This window comes from Candidatus Aminicenantes bacterium (assembly GCA_026393795.1).
Classification (GTDB): domain Bacteria; phylum Acidobacteriota; class Aminicenantia; order UBA2199; family UBA2199; genus UBA2199.
Window position 1 is genome coordinate 1 of sequence record JAPKZL010000233.1, and the last position, 17,505, is coordinate 17,505.

At 59.9% G+C, this 17,505-nt stretch carries 19 protein-coding genes; 11 read left to right on the plus strand and 8 right to left on the minus strand.

The features are described 5' to 3' along the window. Positions 1 to 715, plus strand: a 715-nt coding sequence (locus tag NTW95_11875; GenBank protein MCX6558104.1) for a hypothetical protein, incomplete at its 5' end; no start/stop codon positions are given. A gap of 40 nt (positions 716 to 755) precedes the next feature. Here the strand turns inward: NTW95_11875 and NTW95_11880 are convergent. The 3 genes from NTW95_11880 to NTW95_11890 all read right to left on the minus strand — a co-directional run bounded on the left by NTW95_11880 (position 756) and on the right by NTW95_11890 (position 4,916). Beyond that, a complete protein-coding gene (locus NTW95_11880; GenBank protein ID MCX6558105.1) occupies positions 756 to 2,078 on the minus strand; it encodes a TldD/PmbA family protein in 1,323 nt (440 codons plus the stop codon). A 17-nt stretch (positions 2,079 to 2,095) separates the two neighbouring features. Continuing rightward, positions 2,096 to 3,628: a TldD/PmbA family protein gene (locus NTW95_11885; GenBank protein MCX6558106.1), complete on the minus strand. Its 1,533-nt coding sequence runs from the start codon at positions 3,626 to 3,628 to the stop codon at positions 2,096 to 2,098. A 97-nt stretch (positions 3,629 to 3,725) separates the two neighbouring features. Further along, complete coding sequence (locus tag NTW95_11890) at positions 3,726 to 4,916, minus strand: hypothetical protein (GenBank protein ID MCX6558107.1); 1,191 nt, start codon at positions 4,914 to 4,916, stop codon at positions 3,726 to 3,728. A 124-nt stretch (positions 4,917 to 5,040) separates the two neighbouring features. Between NTW95_11890 and NTW95_11895 the strand changes: the two genes are divergently transcribed. Genes NTW95_11895 through murB form a run of 4 tightly spaced genes read left to right on the plus strand, consistent with a single transcriptional unit; the run spans position 5,041 to position 8,391 of the window. After that, complete coding sequence (locus NTW95_11895; protein MCX6558108.1) at positions 5,041 to 5,772, plus strand: diacylglycerol kinase; 732 nt, start codon at positions 5,041 to 5,043, stop codon at positions 5,770 to 5,772. 1 nt (position 5,773) lies between these two features. Beyond that, positions 5,774 to 6,934: a hypothetical protein gene (locus NTW95_11900; GenBank protein ID MCX6558109.1), complete on the plus strand. Its 1,161-nt coding sequence runs from the start codon at positions 5,774 to 5,776 to the stop codon at positions 6,932 to 6,934. Between the two features lie 17 nt (positions 6,935 to 6,951). Further along, positions 6,952 to 7,446 carry a peptidylprolyl isomerase gene (locus NTW95_11905; GenBank protein ID MCX6558110.1) on the plus strand — a complete coding sequence of 165 codons (495 nt, stop codon included), beginning with the start codon at positions 6,952 to 6,954 and terminating at the stop codon, positions 7,444 to 7,446. Next, entirely contained in the window at positions 7,447 to 8,391 is a 945-nt protein-coding gene (gene murB / locus NTW95_11910; protein MCX6558111.1) for a UDP-N-acetylmuramate dehydrogenase, read from the plus strand. It begins immediately after the preceding gene. 77 nt (positions 8,392 to 8,468) lie between these two features. On the opposite strand, the gene NTW95_11915 is transcribed toward murB, so the two are convergent. The 4 genes from NTW95_11915 to NTW95_11930 all read right to left on the minus strand — a co-directional run bounded on the left by NTW95_11915 (position 8,469) and on the right by NTW95_11930 (position 11,367). After that, positions 8,469 to 9,098 (minus strand): hypothetical protein, encoded by a 630-nt coding sequence (locus NTW95_11915; protein ID MCX6558112.1) that lies wholly within the window; start codon positions 9,096 to 9,098, stop codon positions 8,469 to 8,471. Between the two features lie 186 nt (positions 9,099 to 9,284). After that, complete coding sequence (locus NTW95_11920; GenBank protein ID MCX6558113.1) at positions 9,285 to 9,956, minus strand: hypothetical protein; 672 nt, start codon at positions 9,954 to 9,956, stop codon at positions 9,285 to 9,287. A gap of 110 nt (positions 9,957 to 10,066) precedes the next feature. Continuing rightward, entirely contained in the window at positions 10,067 to 10,498 is a 432-nt protein-coding gene (locus NTW95_11925; GenBank protein MCX6558114.1) for a hypothetical protein, read from the minus strand. Between the two features lie 254 nt (positions 10,499 to 10,752). Continuing rightward, positions 10,753 to 11,367, minus strand: a complete 615-nt coding sequence (locus NTW95_11930) for a hypothetical protein (protein MCX6558115.1) — start codon at positions 11,365 to 11,367, stop codon at positions 10,753 to 10,755. Between the two features lie 28 nt (positions 11,368 to 11,395). Here NTW95_11930 and NTW95_11935 point away from each other — a divergent pair, with 28 nt between their 5' ends. Then, positions 11,396 to 11,632 (plus strand): hypothetical protein, encoded by a 237-nt coding sequence (locus NTW95_11935; GenBank protein ID MCX6558116.1) that lies wholly within the window; start codon positions 11,396 to 11,398, stop codon positions 11,630 to 11,632. Positions 11,633 to 11,707: 75 nt separating this feature from the next. On the opposite strand, the gene NTW95_11940 is transcribed toward NTW95_11935, so the two are convergent. Beyond that, positions 11,708 to 12,442 (minus strand): ComF family protein, encoded by a 735-nt coding sequence (locus NTW95_11940; GenBank protein MCX6558117.1) that lies wholly within the window; start codon positions 12,440 to 12,442, stop codon positions 11,708 to 11,710. Positions 12,443 to 12,709: 267 nt separating this feature from the next. Here NTW95_11940 and purM point away from each other — a divergent pair, with 267 nt between their 5' ends. The 5 genes from purM to NTW95_11965 are packed head-to-tail and all read left to right on the plus strand — an operon-like array spanning position 12,710 to position 17,452. Then, complete coding sequence (gene purM, locus NTW95_11945) at positions 12,710 to 13,729, plus strand: phosphoribosylformylglycinamidine cyclo-ligase (protein MCX6558118.1); 1,020 nt, start codon at positions 12,710 to 12,712, stop codon at positions 13,727 to 13,729. Then, complete coding sequence (locus NTW95_11950) at positions 13,726 to 14,541, plus strand: substrate-binding domain-containing protein (protein MCX6558119.1); 816 nt, start codon at positions 13,726 to 13,728, stop codon at positions 14,539 to 14,541. Before purM ends, NTW95_11950 begins: the two co-directional genes overlap by 4 nt. A 38-nt stretch (positions 14,542 to 14,579) precedes the next feature. After that, positions 14,580 to 15,296, plus strand: coding sequence for an ABC transporter permease (locus NTW95_11955; protein ID MCX6558120.1), 717 nt, complete (start codon positions 14,580 to 14,582; stop codon positions 15,294 to 15,296). Then, entirely contained in the window at positions 15,293 to 16,363 is a 1,071-nt protein-coding gene (locus NTW95_11960) for an ATP-binding cassette domain-containing protein (GenBank protein ID MCX6558121.1), read from the plus strand. Before NTW95_11955 ends, NTW95_11960 begins: the two co-directional genes overlap by 4 nt. Positions 16,364 to 16,390: 27 nt before the next feature. Then, on the plus strand, positions 16,391 to 17,452 hold the full coding sequence (locus tag NTW95_11965) for a uracil phosphoribosyltransferase (protein MCX6558122.1): 1,062 nt from the start codon (positions 16,391 to 16,393) through the stop codon (positions 17,450 to 17,452). Positions 17,453 to 17,505: the final 53 nt, after the last annotated feature.

Sequence of the window (17,505 nt, forward strand, 5' to 3'; positions counted from 1 at the left end):
GCGTTTCCGCGAGGACCCGGTCCGCATCTGGCGGGTGATCCGCTACGCCAGCCGGGCCGGATTTGCCATCACCGCCGATACGGAGCTGGAAATCGCCGGCCAGCGCCACCTGCTGGCAGATTGTTCCGGGGCGCGCCTGTTCGAAGAGCTCGGCAAGGATCTTGGCCACGCCGAAACCCGACTGGTCATGGCCGGGCTGAGGGAGCAGGGCATCCTCAGGCATGTCATCGGCCGGGCCGGCGCCGATTACGAGAGCGACCCGGCTTTATTCGCCAGGCTCCTGCACCTCCTGGCCCAGGCCGATGGCGAGAAAGCCCGGGGCGGCAGCATCTTTCTCGACGAAATGGCCGCGATTCTCTTTTGGCCCTGGTTGGAACCGCTTTTTGCCGCGGAGCCGGGGGACATGCACCCGCTGCTGAAAAAAGCCTTCGACGATGCCGGTATGAAAGTGAGCCTGCCCAAGAGCCTTCGCGCCCAGGCCATCGAGATCCTGGTCTTGGCCGGCAAGATGATCCGCGCCCTGGGCAACGGGCGCATGCGCTGGGTGCTGCGCGAGCGGCCGCCGTACGCGCCGGCCGCGCGGCTGTGTTTCCTGATCGCGAAAGGCCGAATGCCCGGGAAAGAAGAATCCTTCGAGAGCCTTTTCCGGGAGGCTTTCCCCCAGATCCCGACCTCGGACCGGCGGCAGCGGCGCCGGCGGCGCCGCCGGGGATAAAGCGCACGCCGCAGTCGATTCCAGTCCTCGGCAGGGCTTGTTATAATCCCGAAACGACGATGTTCTCGAATACCAGGCTGGGGAAGCGCCGGGACGAGTAAAGAAACGGATCGTTGGCCACTTCGATCAGCTTGTTCCAGAATTTCAGATGATTGTCGGCGATATTCATTTCAGCCACGGCTTGCACCGGCTCTCCCTTTGCAAACAGCTGGCCGCTGATCCCGATCGAGGTGTCGCCGGTGGTCGGGTTGGAGTTGCCGCCGATGAATCCAGTGATCAGGATGCCCCGGCCCAGGTCCTTCATGATCTCCTTGACCGAGCGCGGCCCGGGGGGGATGACCAGATTGGCCGCGCTGCCCGATGTCGGCTCCACGCCCAGTTTGCGGCTGTAATACCAGTCGATGAAGAATTCCTTCAGGATGCCGGCTTCGATCATGGTCCTTTTTTTGGCGCTGAAGCCGTCGCCGTCAAACAGGCGGCTGCCCAATCCGCCTTTGATGAACGGATCGTCGATCAAGGTGAGGTGCTTGCTGGCGACCGGCTGGCCCTTCTTGTCGGCCAGGAAAGACCGTTTCTGCTGGATGCTGCGGCCGAACATGGCGGCCATGAGCCCGCCGAAGATGCGGCCGACGTTCTGGTTTTCGACGATCACCGGCAGGGTTTCGGTCTTGATTTTTTTGGCGCCCAGCATGGCCAGCGTCCGCTGCGCCGCCTCAATCCCGATCGCCTCGGTGCCGGGCAGGTCCTTGCGCGCGACGGCCACGGCATAGCTGTAACCGTTCGGCCGGCGATCGCCCTCGTCCTTGGCCGTCATCTCGGCGAAGACAGAATAGGTGGTCCCCTGCGCATAGCCAAAGAAACCATTGCTGGTCATCTGCAGCGATTCCTGGGCCCCGTCTTGCTCTTGGGCGGTGACCGAAACGACTTTGTCTCCGCCTTGCCGCAGGCAGGCTTTCTCCAGCGACTTGACCATTTCGTGCCTGGCTTCGGGAGAAAAAGATTTGTAGGCGGGATCGACCAGCTCCAGGTCGACTTCGGCCCGGCCTTCGTAGTATGTGGGGTCGGGGAGGGTGCGCAGCGGGTCCTCGGCCAGAAGCTTGGTGGCCGCGACGGCGTTGGCGATGAAATCCTGGAGGGCCCCTTTTCTGAGGTCCGACGTGCTCTGCAGCGAGAAGCGGCCGTTGGCATAAATTTCGATGTTCAGCGCCTTGGTGGAAGCTTCCTTGATGTTCTCGGGCCGGCGGTCGCGGTAGCTGATTTCAACCGAGCGGTTGCTGTCGAGATTGACCTTGCAGTGATCGGCGCCGGCCGATTTCGTGGCCTTGATCACCCAGGCGACCAAATCTTGCATTTCCTTGTTCATGCTCATTCTCCTCATTTTCACGATTTGACGCCGCCCACGGTCAATGACTTGACCAGACATGACGGCTGCCCGAAGCCGACCGGGACGCTCTGGCCGCCCTTGCCGCAGGCGCCGGTTCCGCCCTGGTGCAATTCGAGGTCGTTGCCCACCATGGTGATGTCCTGAAGCATTTTCGGGCCGTTGCCCATGATATTGATATCTTTAATGGTGGCGGTCAGTTTGCCGTTTTCGATCATCCGCCCTTGCGACACATAGAAAGCGAAGTCGCCTTCGCCGATGTTGACCTGGCCGTTGCTGACATTCTGGACATAAATGCCTTTCTGGGCGCCGCGGATGATGTCCTCGGCCGAAGCCGCGCCGGCCAGCATGATCGTGTTGCGCATGCGCGGCTGCACATAGTGCTGGTAGCTCTCGCGGCGCCCGTTGCCGGTCGGCTTCAGCTTGTAGAAGCGGGCCGATATCTTGTCGTGCATGTAGCTCTTCAAGATGCCGTTTTCGACCAGCACCGTCCGCTGCCCGGGGGTTCCCTCATCGTCGAAATTGATGGAACCGAGCAGGTTGGGGATGGTTCCGTCGTCGATGATGGTAATGAACGGTTCGGCGACTTTTTTGCCGATCATCGTGCAATAGGTCGACGTCTTTTTACGGTTGAAATCGGCTTCCATACCGTGGCCGATCGCTTCATGCAGCAGGATCGCGGTCACGCCGGGAGCGAAAACCACCGGCATTTCGCCGGCGGGCGGCTGGACGGCATCGAAAAGCAGCAGGGCGTCATGGACGGCCTTGGCGGCGATCTCGTCGATCGCGTTCTGGTTAAAGTAGGAAAAATCCCGGCGTCCGCCCAGATTCCATCCCGCCTGTTCGCGCCGGCCGTCCTTTTCCGCCACGACCAGCGCCGTCAGATAATCCCTGGGCTGGAGATCTTCGGCCTTGCCGCCTTGTGAATCGACCACCAGAATCCGCTTCTGCTGGTCGTGAAAATTGGCGGTGACCTTGACCACCAGCGGCGAAAGGGCGAAACATTTCTCGTTGAGCTTCTGCACCAGCGGCAGTTTCGCTTCCAGCGCCACCGCGGTCAGCAATTTCTCCAGGGGATAATAATTCTTGGTTTCCAGCCACGAGAACTTGCCGGCCGGCTTTGTGCGCACGCCGCTGGCGATGGTGGCGGCGATGGCGGCGGCATTGAGCATGGATTTTTCGCTCAACTCCTGGGTGAATCCATAGCCGACCTGGTCGCCTTTCACGGTGCGGATGCCCACGCCGAGCGCCACGTCGCTGAAAGCGCGGTTGACTTGGCCGTCTTCCAGGATGATCCAATTGCCGATGGTGTGCTCGAAGTAAAGGTCGGCGAAATCGCCGCCCCGGGCCAGGGCCGCGGCCAGCACCTTCCGGCACAATGCATCGCTGATGCCGAACTCCCGCTCAAAATAGCCCGGTTTTTCGGCCGCCAGCAACTGCGGCCAGCCTCCGGAAAGGATGGGCACGGCCGCGCCCATGGCGGCCACTCCGGCGGTGGTTTTCAAAAAAGAACGTCTGGTCATTTCGGTCATGGCAACCTCCTCGATCCGTTGCTCGCAGCCGGCGAGCCTATGATATAGAATATTAATAAGACGTTTTATTTAAAAGAAAGTTTCGAACCCGGGAGATTCATTTGATCCCCTGCAGGCCGGCCAGCGCTTTTTCAGCCATCCGGTTTTGAAAGGCGGCCAGTTCCGCTCCGCTCCGCGGCATTTTTAAAAATTCATCGGTCAGAGCGAATATTTCCCTTTCCGTTTCCAGCAGCCGCGGCAGGAATCCGGTCCCTTGACGGTTGTCCAGCCGGGTCACGTCCAGGTAAGCGCGGCGGTCGGTTTCCGGGTAAGGCCGGGCCTTTTTTTGCAGCCGTTTCGCCTCCAGGTAGATGGCCGCTTTTTCGCCCTGTTGCAGCGGGGCGGTCGACGCGCCGGCCTCCACCCACATCGGCACGGCGATGGAAAACAGCGGTTCGCCCAGCATGACCCAGAGGGTGGCCAGGGAGTTTTCCCGGCCCGGCATCCGGCCGCAGACGATGATGGCCGCCGACGTGGAATCGCGGTCGATGGTGTCGCGGGTGGCGATCCAGAACGGCTGCTTGGCGGAAATTGCCTTGAACTGCGGCCAGGCGGGCTGGCGGACCAGGGCATGCCCGGTATCGCGGCTGAACTGGCTGAGGATTTGCTGATGGGAGAGCGGCAGGGGAAGGACTTGGCGGAACAGCTGGCTGGCCCTTTCGAAGCGCAGGTAGCCGGCCCCGGCTTCCGCTTCGCCGCTACGGGCAAAATTGGTGTTGATGATGTATTTTTCCGGGAAATCGGCCGTCCGGAATTTCTTGTAGGCATGGTTGGAAACCTCGAACAGAGCCGTTTCGCCGGCGGCATCCAGCACCCCGAAGTTGGCCAGGCTGCCCAGGCTGGGCCCCAGGTTTTCCTGGATGTAGCTTTCGAAGTCGGCCACGCTGGCGCAGCGGCGCAGGGCGTCGGCCATGATCGTCCCTTCCATATCCTTGACCTCGCCGCCCTTTTCGGGAAGGTTATAGGCCACCGAGTTGAAAATGGCGAATCCGGCCGAGTTCAAGCCCGCGTAGACCCAGCGCCCGGAGCGGTCTTCGGCGTTGACCAGCGCCAGGTAGGAAAAGGGATTTTCCTTGACGAAGATGATCTTGTTGCTCAGGAAATCGGTATCGCGGTTTTTCCAAAGCAGCGGCCGGCCGGTAGCGGAAGCGCTGGAGCCGATGACGGCGGTCGTGCAGGCCAGATCAGGCAGCGGCAGCCCGATTGCCGCGATCATGGCCACGGACAGGAAGAAGAGCCATTTTTTCATGGATACCTCGCTTTTTTCTGCATGATAGGAAAATCCCGACCGAAAGTCAATCGGGCGTCGGAGCGTGAAGCGCCGTCGGTTTTATGCTACAATGGCCGTACCCGGGCAGGAGCGGGCGTTCAAAATGAGTTCTCCATCCCAGTGGCCGGTTATGCGCATCTTCACTCGCTGGTTCGGCGCCGCCAACAATGCCGCCGAGGGGATCCTGCAGGCCGCCAAGACCCAGCGTCATCTGCAGTTCCACCTGCTGACCGCGTGCGCCGTCCTGCTCGGCTGCTTTGTCATCGGACTGGACAAGCTTGAGTTCGCGGCCATCGCCCTGATTACCATCGTGGTCATCGTCGCCGAGTTGTTCAATTCAGCGCTGGAGGCGGCGGTGGACCTGGCCAGCCCGGATTTCAAACCGCTGGCCCGCATCGCCAAGGACATTGCGGCCGGAGCGGTGCTGATCAGCGCCGTCGGCGCCCTGGTCATCGGCACCATGATCATCGGGCCGCACCTGGTCAAGATCTGGCGGGGGTTTTATCGCATCCCGCGCCACACGGCCGGTAATATCGCCGTTCTGGCCCTGATCCTGATTATGGAGATCGTGATCTTCATCAAGGCCTATGGCGGGGTCGGCCATCCGCTGCGCGGCGGTTTTCCCAGCGGCCATACCGCTTCGGCGTTCTCGCTCTGGATTTCCTTAATCCACATGACCGCCAATCCCTGGCTGATCGGCCTGGGACTGCTGGCGGCCGTTCTGGTCGCGGCCAGCCGCTTGCGCATGCAGGTCCATACCTTCCGCGATGTCTTTTTCGGCGCCCTGCTGGGTTCATCCATCACCCTGGTCCTTTTCAGGGTATTTTGGCACTGACATGTCCATAAGCAAAACCAGGCTGTTGGCTTTTGGCGCGCTGCTGGCCGCGTTGCTTGCCTGCGCCGCTCCGCGCCTGGCCCCGGTGGCGGAGATCAGCCCGCCGCTGATCCAGGAAGAGGTGTTCGCCTGGAGCGGGCAGGTTGCCGGCCAGGCGTTGTTTTCCTGCCGGGAGGGGATCGGCTGGGTCGACGCGGCCGGGCAAATCGTCACCTGGAGTCCCGAAAAAAGAGCCGCCGGCACTACCTGGCCCCTGCCGTTCGCGGTCAGCGATCCTCCCTTCCGCCAGGGCGATTTCCTGGCGCTGAAAAGCCAGGCGGAAGATCAATGGCTGGTTTTTGACCTGGCCAGGATGGAAACCCGGTTTGCCCTGCGCGACCTGCGGGCCAAACAGATCCTGGGCGTCGATGGCGATCATCTGGTGTATGTGGATGGGGAAAACCTGGTGGTGCACAGCCGGCAGGAGCCGGCCGGACTCTTTCGCTGGCCGGCCGTTGAAAAGAAATTTTTCAAACTGGGCCAGAACCTGGAACGGCAGCCGTTCATTTCCGGTGGCGCCATCATTATCGCCCCGGCCGACAACAATGTCTTGCGCGTGAGCAACAGCGGCAGCGTGCGCTGGTGGCTGGCACTCCATTCCATCCCGCAATTCGATCTCCTGCCCATGGCCGACCATCTGGCCGCCTTCTTAATGAACCAGGAAATCAAATTCATCAACCTCCGCCGCCAGCAGGAAACGGTCTTTAAAATTAATGGCCGCCCAACCGGCATGCCTCTGGCCTATCAGCACGACCTGTATTTTTTTCTGGCAGCCGAAAAAATGCAGAAACTGCAGCGCGTCGGCAACCAGGTTGGCATTGAATTGACTCTGACTCCCGACAAAGCACTGTTGCTGGGCAACCCCATCACGTTTTCTATCCTGACCAACAATCTGCTCAAACCCCGTCTCCTGGCCACAATCCGCGATGAGGCCGGGCAAACGGTTTTAACTAAAAAAATCGAGCTGGCCAAGAGCGCTCTGCTGGTGTGGATACCCGTGCAGGCGGGAATTTATCGAATGCATGTGAGCGCTGCGGCGCTGAACCGTATTGAAGAGAAAGAGATTTCTTTTCAGGTTTTCGATCCGCGTGAAATTTTCCTGAATTTGTACCTGTTTTTTTAACGGAACCCGGAGGAACGATGAAAAAGCTACGCCTGCTTCTGCTGGCCGTCGCGGTCTTGGGGTTTGCCGCCCCGGCCCAGGAAAGAAACGTGTGCATCCTGGAAACCGCCAAGGGCACGCTGGCTTTTGAAATGTTTCCCGAAGTGGCGCCGCGCACGGTGGCCCGGATCAGCGAACTGATCGCCGCCGGTTTTTTCGACGGCCTTGTATTCCATCGCGTGGTGGCCGATTTCGTAGTCCAGGCCGGCGATCCGACCGGCACGGGCGAAGGCGGCTCGGGCCAGACCATCCCCGCCGAATTTTCGCATCTCCATTATATCCGCGGCAGCGTGGGCATGGCCCGCAACGATGATATCCATTCCAACGACAGCCAGTTTTTCATTTGCATCAGCGATCAACCGCATCTGGACGGCAAATACACCCTGTTCGGGCAGGTGATCCGCGGCGCGGAGGTTTTGGATCGCATCCGCCAGGGCGACAAGATCCTGTCCATGCGCCTGGAAAAAAAGTAAATGTTCGCCCCCCTGGCTTCCTGGCTCCGCGGCCAAGGCATCGTTTGCCGGGAAAACGCCGCCATCGGCCCTTTCCTCTATTTCAAGATCGGCGGCAAGGTCGGATTGCTCGTCGTTTGCACGTCGCCGGCCCAGATGGCTGCCAGCCTGCAGAAGATCATCGCCGCGGGGATTCCCCACCTGGTCATCGGCGGCGGCTCCAACATCGCTTTCGCGGACGACCTGACCGAGGCCGTGGCGCTGGTTTACCAGAGTGCGCTGAAGCCGTCGGCGGCCGCGCGCCTTGTGGACGGCCAGGCGCTGCAGGTCGACGGCGGCGTTAAAAACCAGGTTTTCCTCTCCTGGTGCGCCGCAGGCGGCGCCGGCGGCTTTGAGTTTTTGTCCGGCATCCCCGGCACCATGGGCGGGGCGGCGGCGGTCAACGCCGGCGCTTTCGCGAGTTCCATGGCCGATGTCGTGCTGGGCGCCGATATCCTGGACAGTCGCGGCACCGTGGCGGCGATTGACGCCGACCGTTTTGCCTTCGGTTACCGCGAATCGCGCTTCAAGTTTGGCACGGAAACGATCCTGTCCCTGCGCCTGAAATACAGCCCGGCCGAGCCGGCGGCCATCGCCGCCGGAATCAAGAAAAACCTGGATTACCGGCTGAGCCACCATCCTTCCTACCGCACCCCTTCGGCCGGCTGTTTTTTCAAGAACCCCTCCCTGGGTTCAGGCAGGCGTTCGGCCGGAAAACTCATCGAGGCGTGCGGTTTGAAGGGCGTAACCTGCGGCGGCCTTGCCGTGGCTGTTGAGCACGGCAATTTTTTGCTCAACCGCGGCCATGCTTCCTTCGCCGACCTGCAATGCTTGGAAAACGAAATCAAAAAGACCGTGGCAACGCGCACCGGGGTCGATCTGGAGCGGGAAGTGATTTACGTGGCGGCGGACGGAAAAAAATACTGACGAAAGCGCCGTTTCCAGGATAAAAAAAAGAGCCCTCCGGGCGGAGGGCTCATTCGCTTAAAACTCGCTTAAATGATTTATTGAAGCTTTCTGGCAGAGCGCGTGGCCATGGGCAGTTTGCCGCTGCCGGCGCTGCCGCTCGTGCGGGTCGCCGTCCAGGTGCCGGTGTCGACGACGGCGTTGTTATTAAGGTACTGCACCGTTCCGCTCATTTTGTCTTTTTCGTCAAACGCGCCGTCGAATACCCATTTGTATGTATAACCGGCGATAGAGAATTCGAAGTGGACGTTCTTGCCGTCGACGGTGTAGGTGCCCGTATCGTCGAATTCTGCCAGTGTCAAGGTGCCCGATGCCTTGTCGCCGCTGAAGATGATGGTCGTGGCTCCCTCCGTCCAGATGGTATCGGTTTCGCTCCAGGTGCCGACGATGTCGTAACTGGTCTTCAAGACCACCAGGAACAGGACGGCGGCCACGGCGACGACACCCACCCCGATCAGCACGATGGGCAGGATGCTCTTTTTCTTGCCCACAACCCCGCTGTTGCCCTCTTCCTCGATGAAGCGCGGCCCTTGTTCCGTGTTGGCCGCACTGATTTGCTCGGTCGTGTTGGCGGCGGCCGCTTCGCAGGGCATGGTGGAGACCTGCAACAGTCCCATGAATGTCAACGTGACCAGCAGCGCGACCCATTTTTGTTGCTTTTTGATCATGATCAATTGCCTCCTTTAAGCATTCGTACTACGTATATACAGAGTTCTTTCCCATATGTCAATGCTTTCGCTCTGGCGCTGGCTATTATGCCCAATGGGTCAAAAAAAAGAGCCTTCCCTTGGGAAAGCTCTTTTCTTTGTCTGGCAGCGAATTAAATTTACTAAACCTGTGTTACCTACACCCGTTCAGCGCGGTTGTCTCCGGATTGAATCCCTTTGCGGAACTTGCGAGGCGATCTGCGACACGGCGGCGGTGGTCGTGCTGCGCGTGGCCGTCCACGAACCGGTATCGGTGATCCCGGACGGTTTGTTCATGTGCCAGGTACCGCTGAGCGTATTCTTGTCGGTGAAGCTGCCCTCGTAATGGTATTCGTAATTGTTCGGATTTGCAGCCCAATACTGAATAAAATCGACCGCTTTGTCGTTTACCGTATAGCTGCCCGTATCGGGATCGTCGCCGCCCCACGTGTCGAAGTCGACGCGAACCGTTCCGCTGGTCTTGCTGCCGGTGAATGTCAAGTAGCGGGTCACGGGAGAATATCCGCTTTCTGTTCGCTGCTGAGTCCATTCGCCCGTGATGTCGTAACTGGATTTCAAAACCACCAGGAACAGGACGGCGGCCACGGCGACGACGCCCACGCCGATCAGGACGATGGGCAGGATGCTTTTTTTCTTGCCCACGAACCCGCTGTCCCCCTCTTCCTCGATGTAGCGCGGCCCTTGCTCGGAGTTGGCCGCACTGATCTGCTCGGCCCTGTCGGCGGCGGCCGCTTCGCAGGGCATGGACGAAACCTGCAACAGCCCCATGAATGTCAAGGTGACCAGCAAAGCGATCCATTTTTGATGTTTTTTGATCATGTCTACTATTCCTCCTTTAATTGGTTGCACAATATATATAGACTTCTTTCCCGTTTGTCAATGCTTTTCGTCGCCGGCCAAAAATTCAGCCTTCGCGAAAGACGGCTGGATCAGTCGATGTCCTGTTTTCCGTTCAGGGATTGGGTTAGCGGATGAACCGCAGCGGTCGTCGCGCGCGCGGCCGTCCAGGTGCCGGTGGTCGTGCCGTCGAATTTCAGATAGCTTCCGGACATGGCATCCTTGTCGGTAAAGGTGCCGGTGTACTTGGAGCCGCTCTCAAAGGTCCATTCCACGTTCTTGCCGTCGACCGTGTAGGTTCCATTGAGCAGATTTCCAGATTGTTCAGCCTCGAAAGTGCCGCTGGCTTTTTCGCCGCTAAAATTCACAGTGAACTCGTAAGTCGAACCTGCAGCGGTGCGGCTCACGTTCCAATCGCCGCGGATGGCATAGCTGGTTTTCAAAACCACCAGGACGGCGGCCACGGCGACGACGCCAACGCCGATGAGCACATAGGGCAGGATGCTCTTTTTCGGAGCCGGCATGGGCTTGGGACTCACAGCTTCAAAAACGTCACCTTCTCCCTGCGCTGGCCGAACAACAATACCAGCACTTTTACCGGGCAATTCGATACAAAGGATACGCTGGCTTTTCGCTTTGAATATCCGGGAGCAGCGCTACGGGACTGTGTGGATCAGGCTGCGGGTATTGCGCCTAATTTCTCCCTTGATAAATATTTTTTATACTGAGTAAGCAATATTCGTTTACGATGCTTGCCTGATTCTCTGCAGAGCCCTTTTTAACTATTGGGGCCCCTTTTTTTAGCCAAATTTTTCACTGTGGGCAAACTGGCGCCGGAAGCGACGCGTACAGCTGTCCAATCCCCGTCCCAGTCTAAGCTTTCATGGAATCTGCCGCTCATGGTATCCTTTGTATCGAATTGCCCGGTAAAAGTGCTGGTATTGTTGTTCGGCCAGCGCAGGGAGAAGGTGACGTTTTTGACGTCGACGGTGTAGGTACCGGTCCCGCTCCAATTGTCGGTTGTGGTGCCGCTTTTTTTGTCGCCGGTAAATACAGGTGTAGTGTTCCACTCATAATCGTCATCGTCGTAGGTAATATGAACCGTCCAGGTGCCGCGGATGTCATAGCTGGTTTTTAAAACCACCAGGAACAGGACGGCGGCCACGGCGACGACGCCCACGCCGATCAACACGATGGGCAGAATGCTTTTTTTCTTGACCTGATTGCCGCTGTTGCCCTCTTCCTCGATGTAGCGCGGCCCCTGCTCGGAATTGGCCGCACCGATCTGCTCGGTCGTGCCGGCGGCAGCAACGGGCATGGTCGATACCTGGAGCAGCCAGGCGAATGTCAATGTGACCAATAATGCGATCCATCTTTGTTGTTTTTTAGTCATATATAATTCCTCCATTTTCTAGATCTAGATGGTAGAAAAATTCCCAACGAATGTCAATCCAAGACTGAAAAAAAGAGGGGAAATAAGCCTGCATACTTTCCTACTTGGATGGTGTTTTGCTTCTCTTACAAGTGTTTCGGAAGCTGCTGGCCGGACGAGTATTGTTTTTGCGGTGTGGCTAACGGGTCATTGTGAAGGTGCAGACGACCAGCAGCGCGATCCATTTCTGGTTTTTCTTGATCATCGTTGTCAACCCTCCTTATGATTATTGGTTCAAATGTAAAACAAACAAACTGCAAAGTCAGCGGCTTTTACTGTGATTTCTTTGCGTCCGCCTTCCTCAGAAGCGCGATTGGGCCAAGGTCAAAGCCGTCACCCGGGCGCCTTTTTTTTTCAGCAGCGCGGCGCATTTGCCGATGGTGGTGCCGGTGGTGATCACGTCATCGATGAGCAGGATTTCCTTCCCGGCCAGGCTGCGCGCTGTTGCCAGGGCGAAAGCGCCGTCGAGGTTGGTTTTTCTCTGCGCTTGCGTCAGACCGACCTGTGGCGGAGTGCTCTTTGTCTTGCGCAGGAGGCCGGGTAAGAATTCAAGTTCGAGCTCGCGGGCCAGGAGCCGGCCCATGGCACGGACAGGCATGAAGCCATGCCTCCTTTGGCGATCGACCGGGACCGGGACCACGGCCTGAAATCCGCCCGGCAGTCTGGTGCGCACCATGTCCAGGTAAAGGGAGGCCAGGAACGTTCTCAGGGGTTCCAGCTCGCCGTACTTGTAAAGGATGATGATCTCGCGTAAGGGCCCTTCGTAGGCGGCGTAGGAAATATGGCGCAGGAAGGGCGACGGCTGCAGCAGGCAGGAGCCGCAGGTCTCGATACCGGCGGGAATGAATTTGCCGCAGCGGCGGCATTGGTTTTCCGTTGCCGGGCGCACTTTTTGCCGGCAGTCGCGGCAGATTATTTTTTCTCCGGCCAGGACCAGGTCCGACCCGCAAAGACGGCAGTGCGGTTGGAATAAACTAACGCCGGCCATGCGCGCGATGGCGGCGCAGCCGCCGGCAATTTTTTCTTTGCTTGTCACGCGGCGGTCCATATAAATAAAACAGTCGAGCGAAATTCCATCATGTCTCCGTGAAGGAAAGAGTACTTTCTGGCGGCCATTGTAGAATTATGACGTTAATTATGCAATAAGCAGTCAAAGAGTCTGGATTTAGTGGGATATCTTCTTCACCCCCTCTCTTAAAAAAAGAGAGGGGGAATGGGGGTGAGTTGGTTACTGCTGCCGCTGGAGGCCGCGCCTGGTTTGTGGTAAAATCGGTCTTGCCCGCCAATCAGCAAGGAGATGAGCATGAAAAAGAGCGCCTACGAAGAGGCCGGGGTCAGCATCGACCGCGGCAACCAGGCGGTCGAACGCATCAAGTCCATGGTCGAGCGCATGGGCATTAAGGAAATAGGCAAGTTCGGCGGGTTTTTCCCCCTCAAGGGCAACCTGAAAAATCCCGTCCTGGTCTCGTCGGCCGACGGCGTGGGCACCAAGCTGAAGATCGCCTTTCTGACCGGCGTGCACGACACCGTGGGCCGCGACCTGGTCAATCACTGCGTCAACGATATCCTGGTCTACGGCGCCCGGCCGCTGTTTTTTCTCGATTACCTGGCCAGCGGCAAGGTCATTCCCGAAACCGTCGGCCAGGTGGTGTCCGGGGTGCTGGACGGCTGCCTGGACAACGACATGATCTTGCTGGGCGGCGAAACCGCGGAGATGCCCGGGTTTTACCAGGAAGGGGAATACGACATCGCCGGCTTCATCGTCGGCATCGTGGCCAAGGAGAAGGTGGTGGATGGGAAGAGCATCGCCAAGGGCGACCTGCTCATCGGCCTGCCGTCGAACGGGCTGCATACCAACGGCTATTCGCTGGCCCGGCACATCATTTTTGAAAAGCTCAAGCTGAAGGTGGACAGCCGGGTAAACGGGTTGGATGCCCCGATCGGCGAGGAACTGCTGCGCGTGCACCGTTCCTACCTCAAGCCGGTGAACGCCCTGCTGGCCCCCCACCTGCTTAAGGGCATGGCCCATATCACCGGCGGCGGATTGCTGGAAAACATCCCCCGCATCCTGCCCGAACCGACCGCGGTCGTGCTCGAAAAAACCTGGCCGCTGCCGCCGCTCTTTTCCTTCCTGATCCAGGCCGGCCATGTTTCCGAGCAGGAGCGCTACCGGGTTTTCAACATGGGCATCGGCATGGTGCTGGTCATCGAACCCAGGCACCTTTCCCGGGTGGAAGCCATCCTCAATGGCATGGGCGAGGCATTCTACCTGATCGGCCAGGTGACCGACGGCAAGGGCAAGGAGCGGGTGCGCATCAAATGAAAAAACGATTCCCTGCATGCCTCCTTATTATTTTCTCGCTTATCGCGCCGGGACGTCTCCTGGCCAAGGAAAATTTGACTCTGGCCTCGACCACGTCGACGCTCGATTCGGGGCTGTTCGACGTCCTGATGCCGGTTTTTGAAAAGAAATTCGACGTCACGGTCAAGGTCATCGCCGTAGGCAGCGGTCAGGCGCTGCGCCTGGCCCGCGACGGCAATGCCGACGTGCTGCTGGTTCACGACCGCGCCGCCGAGGAGAAATTCGTGGCCGACGGTTTCGGGGTCGAACGCCTCGACGTGATGCACAACGACTTCGTGCTGGTGGGGCCGAAAATTGATCCGGCCCGGATCCGCGGCCTGCAGGGGTCGGAAGCGTTAAAAAAAATCGCGGCCGCCGGCGCTTATTTCGTTTCCCGCGGCGACGATTCGGGCACCCATAAAAAAGAGCTGCAATTGTGGAAGGCCGCGGACGTGCCCCCGGCCGGGACGTGGTACCTGGAGAGCGGCACGGGCATGGAGGCGACCTTGCGCATCGCCAGCGAGAAGCTCGCCTATTGCCTGGTCGACCGCGCCACCTGGCTGGCGCATGCGCGGGAAATCGACGCCCTGGCGGTCCTGGTCGAGGGTGACGCGCCGCTATTCAATCCCTATTCGGTCATCGTCGTCAACCCGGCAAAATTCCCCTGGCTAAATTTCAAGCTGGCCAACCGTTTCGCCGAGTTCATCCGTTCGGCCGCAGGGCAGGCGATCATCCGCGACTTCGGCCGGGACAAGTTCGGCTGCCCTCTCTTTTATCCCGATGTCATCCGCTGATGCCGTTTCCAGAACCTTCCCGGGATACCTGATGCTGAATGCCGCGCAACGGCGCCAGGAAAAATGAAATGGCCTACATCCTCGACGGGTTGAAGCACGGCCTGGCGATCCTGCTGCCGCCCAGCCGGGAGATCCTGCAGATCGTTTTCCTCTCCCTGATAGTGTCCGGAAGCGCCACCCTGCTGGCCGCCGCGGCCGCGATCCCGGCCGCCCTGCTCCTGGCCCTCAGGGAGTTCCGCGGCAAGCGGTTCCTGGTCGGAGCGATCAACACCGCCCTGGCCGTTCCGGCCGTGCTCATCGGCCTGCTGGTCTACGGCCTCGTCAGCCGCCGCGGTCCGTTGGGAACCTTGGCGCTTCTTTTTACTCCCGGGGCGATGATCATGGCCCAGGCGCTGCTGGCCTTTCCGCTCATTACCGCCCTGGCATTGGCCGCGCTGAAGGGCATCGCCCGCGATGCGCGCGACCTGGCCCTGTCGCTGGGCGCCAACCGGCTGCAATTGGCCCTGGCCGTCATCCGCCAGGGGCGCTTCGCCTTCCTGACGGCGCTGATCGCCGGCTTTTCCCGGGTCATCGGCGAGACCGGCATGACCCTGATGGTCGGGGGCAATATCAAGGGGCAGACCCGGGTGCTGACCACGGCGATTTCGCTGGAGACGATGAAGGGCAACTTCGAGATCGGCATCGCCCTCGGGATCGTCCTGCTGCTGGTGGCCCTGGTCATCAACATCGCCCTGCAATGGGCGCAGGGTAAATGATGGACATCCGCGCCGAAAAACTGAAGCAAGTGGCCGGGGGCAAGGCGATCCTGGATGGAGTCAGCCTCGATTTCGCCGCCGGGGCGGTCAACGTCATACTCGGGCCCAACGGGGCCGGCAAAACGACCCTGCTGCGCCTGCTCTGCCTTTTGGACCCCCCCGCCCAGGGCGACATTTTCTACGACGGTTCGGCGCTGGGTGCGCTGCGCGGCAAGGAACGCACCGCCCTGCGCCGGCGCATCGGTTTTGTTTTTCAAGCGCCGTTGTTGCTGAGCGGGACCGTCGTCGACAATCTGCTCTACGGGCCGCGCTTGCGCGGCATCGACGTTCCCGGGCCGGCCATGCGCCGGGTGCTGCTGGAAACCGGCCTGGAAGGCAGGGAAACCCAGGAGGCGAAGCAGCTCTCGGGAGGCGAGAAGCAGCGGCTGCAGCTGGCCCGGGTGCTGCTCCTCGATCCGGAGCTTTATTTGCTGGACGAGCCCACGGCCAACCTCGATCCGCTGAGCGTGAAGAACATCGAACTCGCCATCACCCGCCTGGCCCAATCAGGCAAAACGGTGATCCTGGCCACCCACAATCTGATCCAGGCCAGACTGCTGGCCGGGAAGGTCATTTTCCTCAAGGCGGGCAAGCTGGTGCAGTCCGGATCGGCTTCGGCCGTGCTCGGCCGGCCGTTTTCCCTGGATATCGCCGAGTTCTCGGCCGCAGAGAATATCGTTTCCGGCACCCTGGCCCGCCGCGACGGCCACACCATGCTCGATTGCGGCAAGCTGGCCGTCGAGGTGGTCAGCGAGCGGGAGCAAGGTCCGGCGGCAGCCGTGATCCGTCCCGAGGATATCCTGGTTTCCCGGGGACCCGTTTCATCCTCGGCGCGCAATTCGTTTCCCGGGTCGATCGTGGCCGCGGTCGACTTGGGCCTGGTCGTGTCGCTCGGCGTAGACTGCGGCGGCTTCGTGTTCACGGTGTTCGTCACCCGCCATTCCTGCGCGCAGATGGACCTGCGCCCGGGAGCGGAGGTGGTGCTCACCTTCAAGGCCACATCGGTGCATCTGCTGCCGTCGGGGTGAATGCCCGTTGGGCAAGGAGGAATCGCCATGGACAAGATCGTGTTGCAGGCCGCCGACCTGGACGGCTATCTGACCCGGGCCGACCAGGACGCCATTGCCGGGGTGGGGGATTTGTACGGCCGGGCGCAAGCCGATTTCGTCGCCCTGGAAAAAGACGATGCCGCGGCGCGCGGGAAAGCCAGAGAGAATTTGCTGGCGTTGTTCAACGAACTGGGCGACCGCTTGCAGGCCGTGGTCAACGCCGAACCGCGCATCCATGTCTACTCGCTGGAAACCCCGCAATTCATCCACGGCGAGGCGTCGCGGCTGGTGGCCAAGCTGCGCGACGAGCGCACCGGCAATCCGGAATTCATCTATTATATCCAGCGCGCCTATGAAATGCTCTTCAACCTGGCCTTTGCCGGACCGCATTGCGGCGAGCGCCACCCGATTTTCGTGCGCACGCCGGTGACCGTGCCCCATGTCAACTACGCCGTGCACAAGATCCCCGACATCGACGCCATGACCGAAAACAGCGTCATGTGCGTCATGCTGCGGGCGGCGTTGCTGCCCTCGATGATCGTGGCCAAGGAGATCCAGGAGTATTCGTCGCGGCACAGCGTGCCGCCTTTCGCTCTCTTCAAGATCAGCCGCGACGAGCGCCGCAGCGAGCGCGACATGGCCTATATCCTGGATTTAAAAAAATCCTATTTTTCCATGGATACGCTGCAGGGGCGCGACCTGTTTTTTGCCGACCCGATGAACGCTACCGGCGGCAGCCTGGTGACGGTGATCCAGTACCTGCGCAGCCAGGGGGTCGTACCGCGCTCCATCCGTTTTTTCAACGTGGTGTCCACGCTCAAGGGCGCCCTGCGCATCGTTCGCGCCGTGCCCGAGGCCGACGTGTACACCCTGTGGATGGACCCGGCCCTGAACGAGAAGGCCTACATCCTGCCGGGCCTCGGCGACGCCGGCGACCGCATCAACGGCTGCGACCGCAAAGAAAGCCCCCGCGACATCATCCAGCTGATCGCCGATTACGGCACGCACGTGACATCTTTGTACCGCGATCCGATCCGCCAAATCGAAAAAACCGTCCTCAACCGTTAATCAATGATACCTAAACTGTTTTTATGGCCGTTTCATCGTTTATGTGAAAAATA

Excerpts from the sequence above, each read along its gene's own strand:
- NTW95_11880 (MCX6558105.1), bottom strand. The coding sequence starts at position 2,078 with ATGAACAAGGAAATGCAAGATTTGGTCGCCTGGGTGATCAAGGCCACG.
- NTW95_11885 (MCX6558106.1), bottom strand. The coding sequence starts at position 3,628 with ATGACCGAAATGACCAGACGTTCTTTTTTGAAAACCACCGCCGGAGTG.
- NTW95_11890 (MCX6558107.1), bottom strand. The coding sequence starts at position 4,916 with ATGAAAAAATGGCTCTTCTTCCTGTCCGTGGCCATGATCGCGGCAATC.
- NTW95_11895 (MCX6558108.1), top strand. The coding sequence starts at position 5,041 with ATGAGTTCTCCATCCCAGTGGCCGGTTATGCGCATCTTCACTCGCTGG.
- NTW95_11900 (MCX6558109.1), top strand. The coding sequence starts at position 5,774 with ATGTCCATAAGCAAAACCAGGCTGTTGGCTTTTGGCGCGCTGCTGGCC.
- NTW95_11905 (MCX6558110.1), top strand. The coding sequence starts at position 6,952 with ATGAAAAAGCTACGCCTGCTTCTGCTGGCCGTCGCGGTCTTGGGGTTT.
- murB (MCX6558111.1), top strand. The coding sequence starts at position 7,447 with ATGTTCGCCCCCCTGGCTTCCTGGCTCCGCGGCCAAGGCATCGTTTGC.
- NTW95_11915 (MCX6558112.1), bottom strand. The coding sequence starts at position 9,098 with ATGATCAAAAAGCAACAAAAATGGGTCGCGCTGCTGGTCACGTTGACA.
- NTW95_11920 (MCX6558113.1), bottom strand. The coding sequence starts at position 9,956 with ATGATCAAAAAACATCAAAAATGGATCGCTTTGCTGGTCACCTTGACA.
- NTW95_11925 (MCX6558114.1), bottom strand. The coding sequence starts at position 10,498 with ATGCCGGCTCCGAAAAAGAGCATCCTGCCCTATGTGCTCATCGGCGTT.
- NTW95_11930 (MCX6558115.1), bottom strand. The coding sequence starts at position 11,367 with ATGACTAAAAAACAACAAAGATGGATCGCATTATTGGTCACATTGACA.
- NTW95_11935 (MCX6558116.1), top strand. The coding sequence starts at position 11,396 with ATGGTAGAAAAATTCCCAACGAATGTCAATCCAAGACTGAAAAAAAGA.
- purM (MCX6558118.1), top strand. The coding sequence starts at position 12,710 with ATGAAAAAGAGCGCCTACGAAGAGGCCGGGGTCAGCATCGACCGCGGC.
- NTW95_11950 (MCX6558119.1), top strand. The coding sequence starts at position 13,726 with ATGAAAAAACGATTCCCTGCATGCCTCCTTATTATTTTCTCGCTTATC.
- NTW95_11955 (MCX6558120.1), top strand. The coding sequence starts at position 14,580 with ATGCCGCGCAACGGCGCCAGGAAAAATGAAATGGCCTACATCCTCGAC.
- NTW95_11960 (MCX6558121.1), top strand. The coding sequence starts at position 15,293 with ATGATGGACATCCGCGCCGAAAAACTGAAGCAAGTGGCCGGGGGCAAG.
- NTW95_11965 (MCX6558122.1), top strand. The coding sequence starts at position 16,391 with ATGGACAAGATCGTGTTGCAGGCCGCCGACCTGGACGGCTATCTGACC.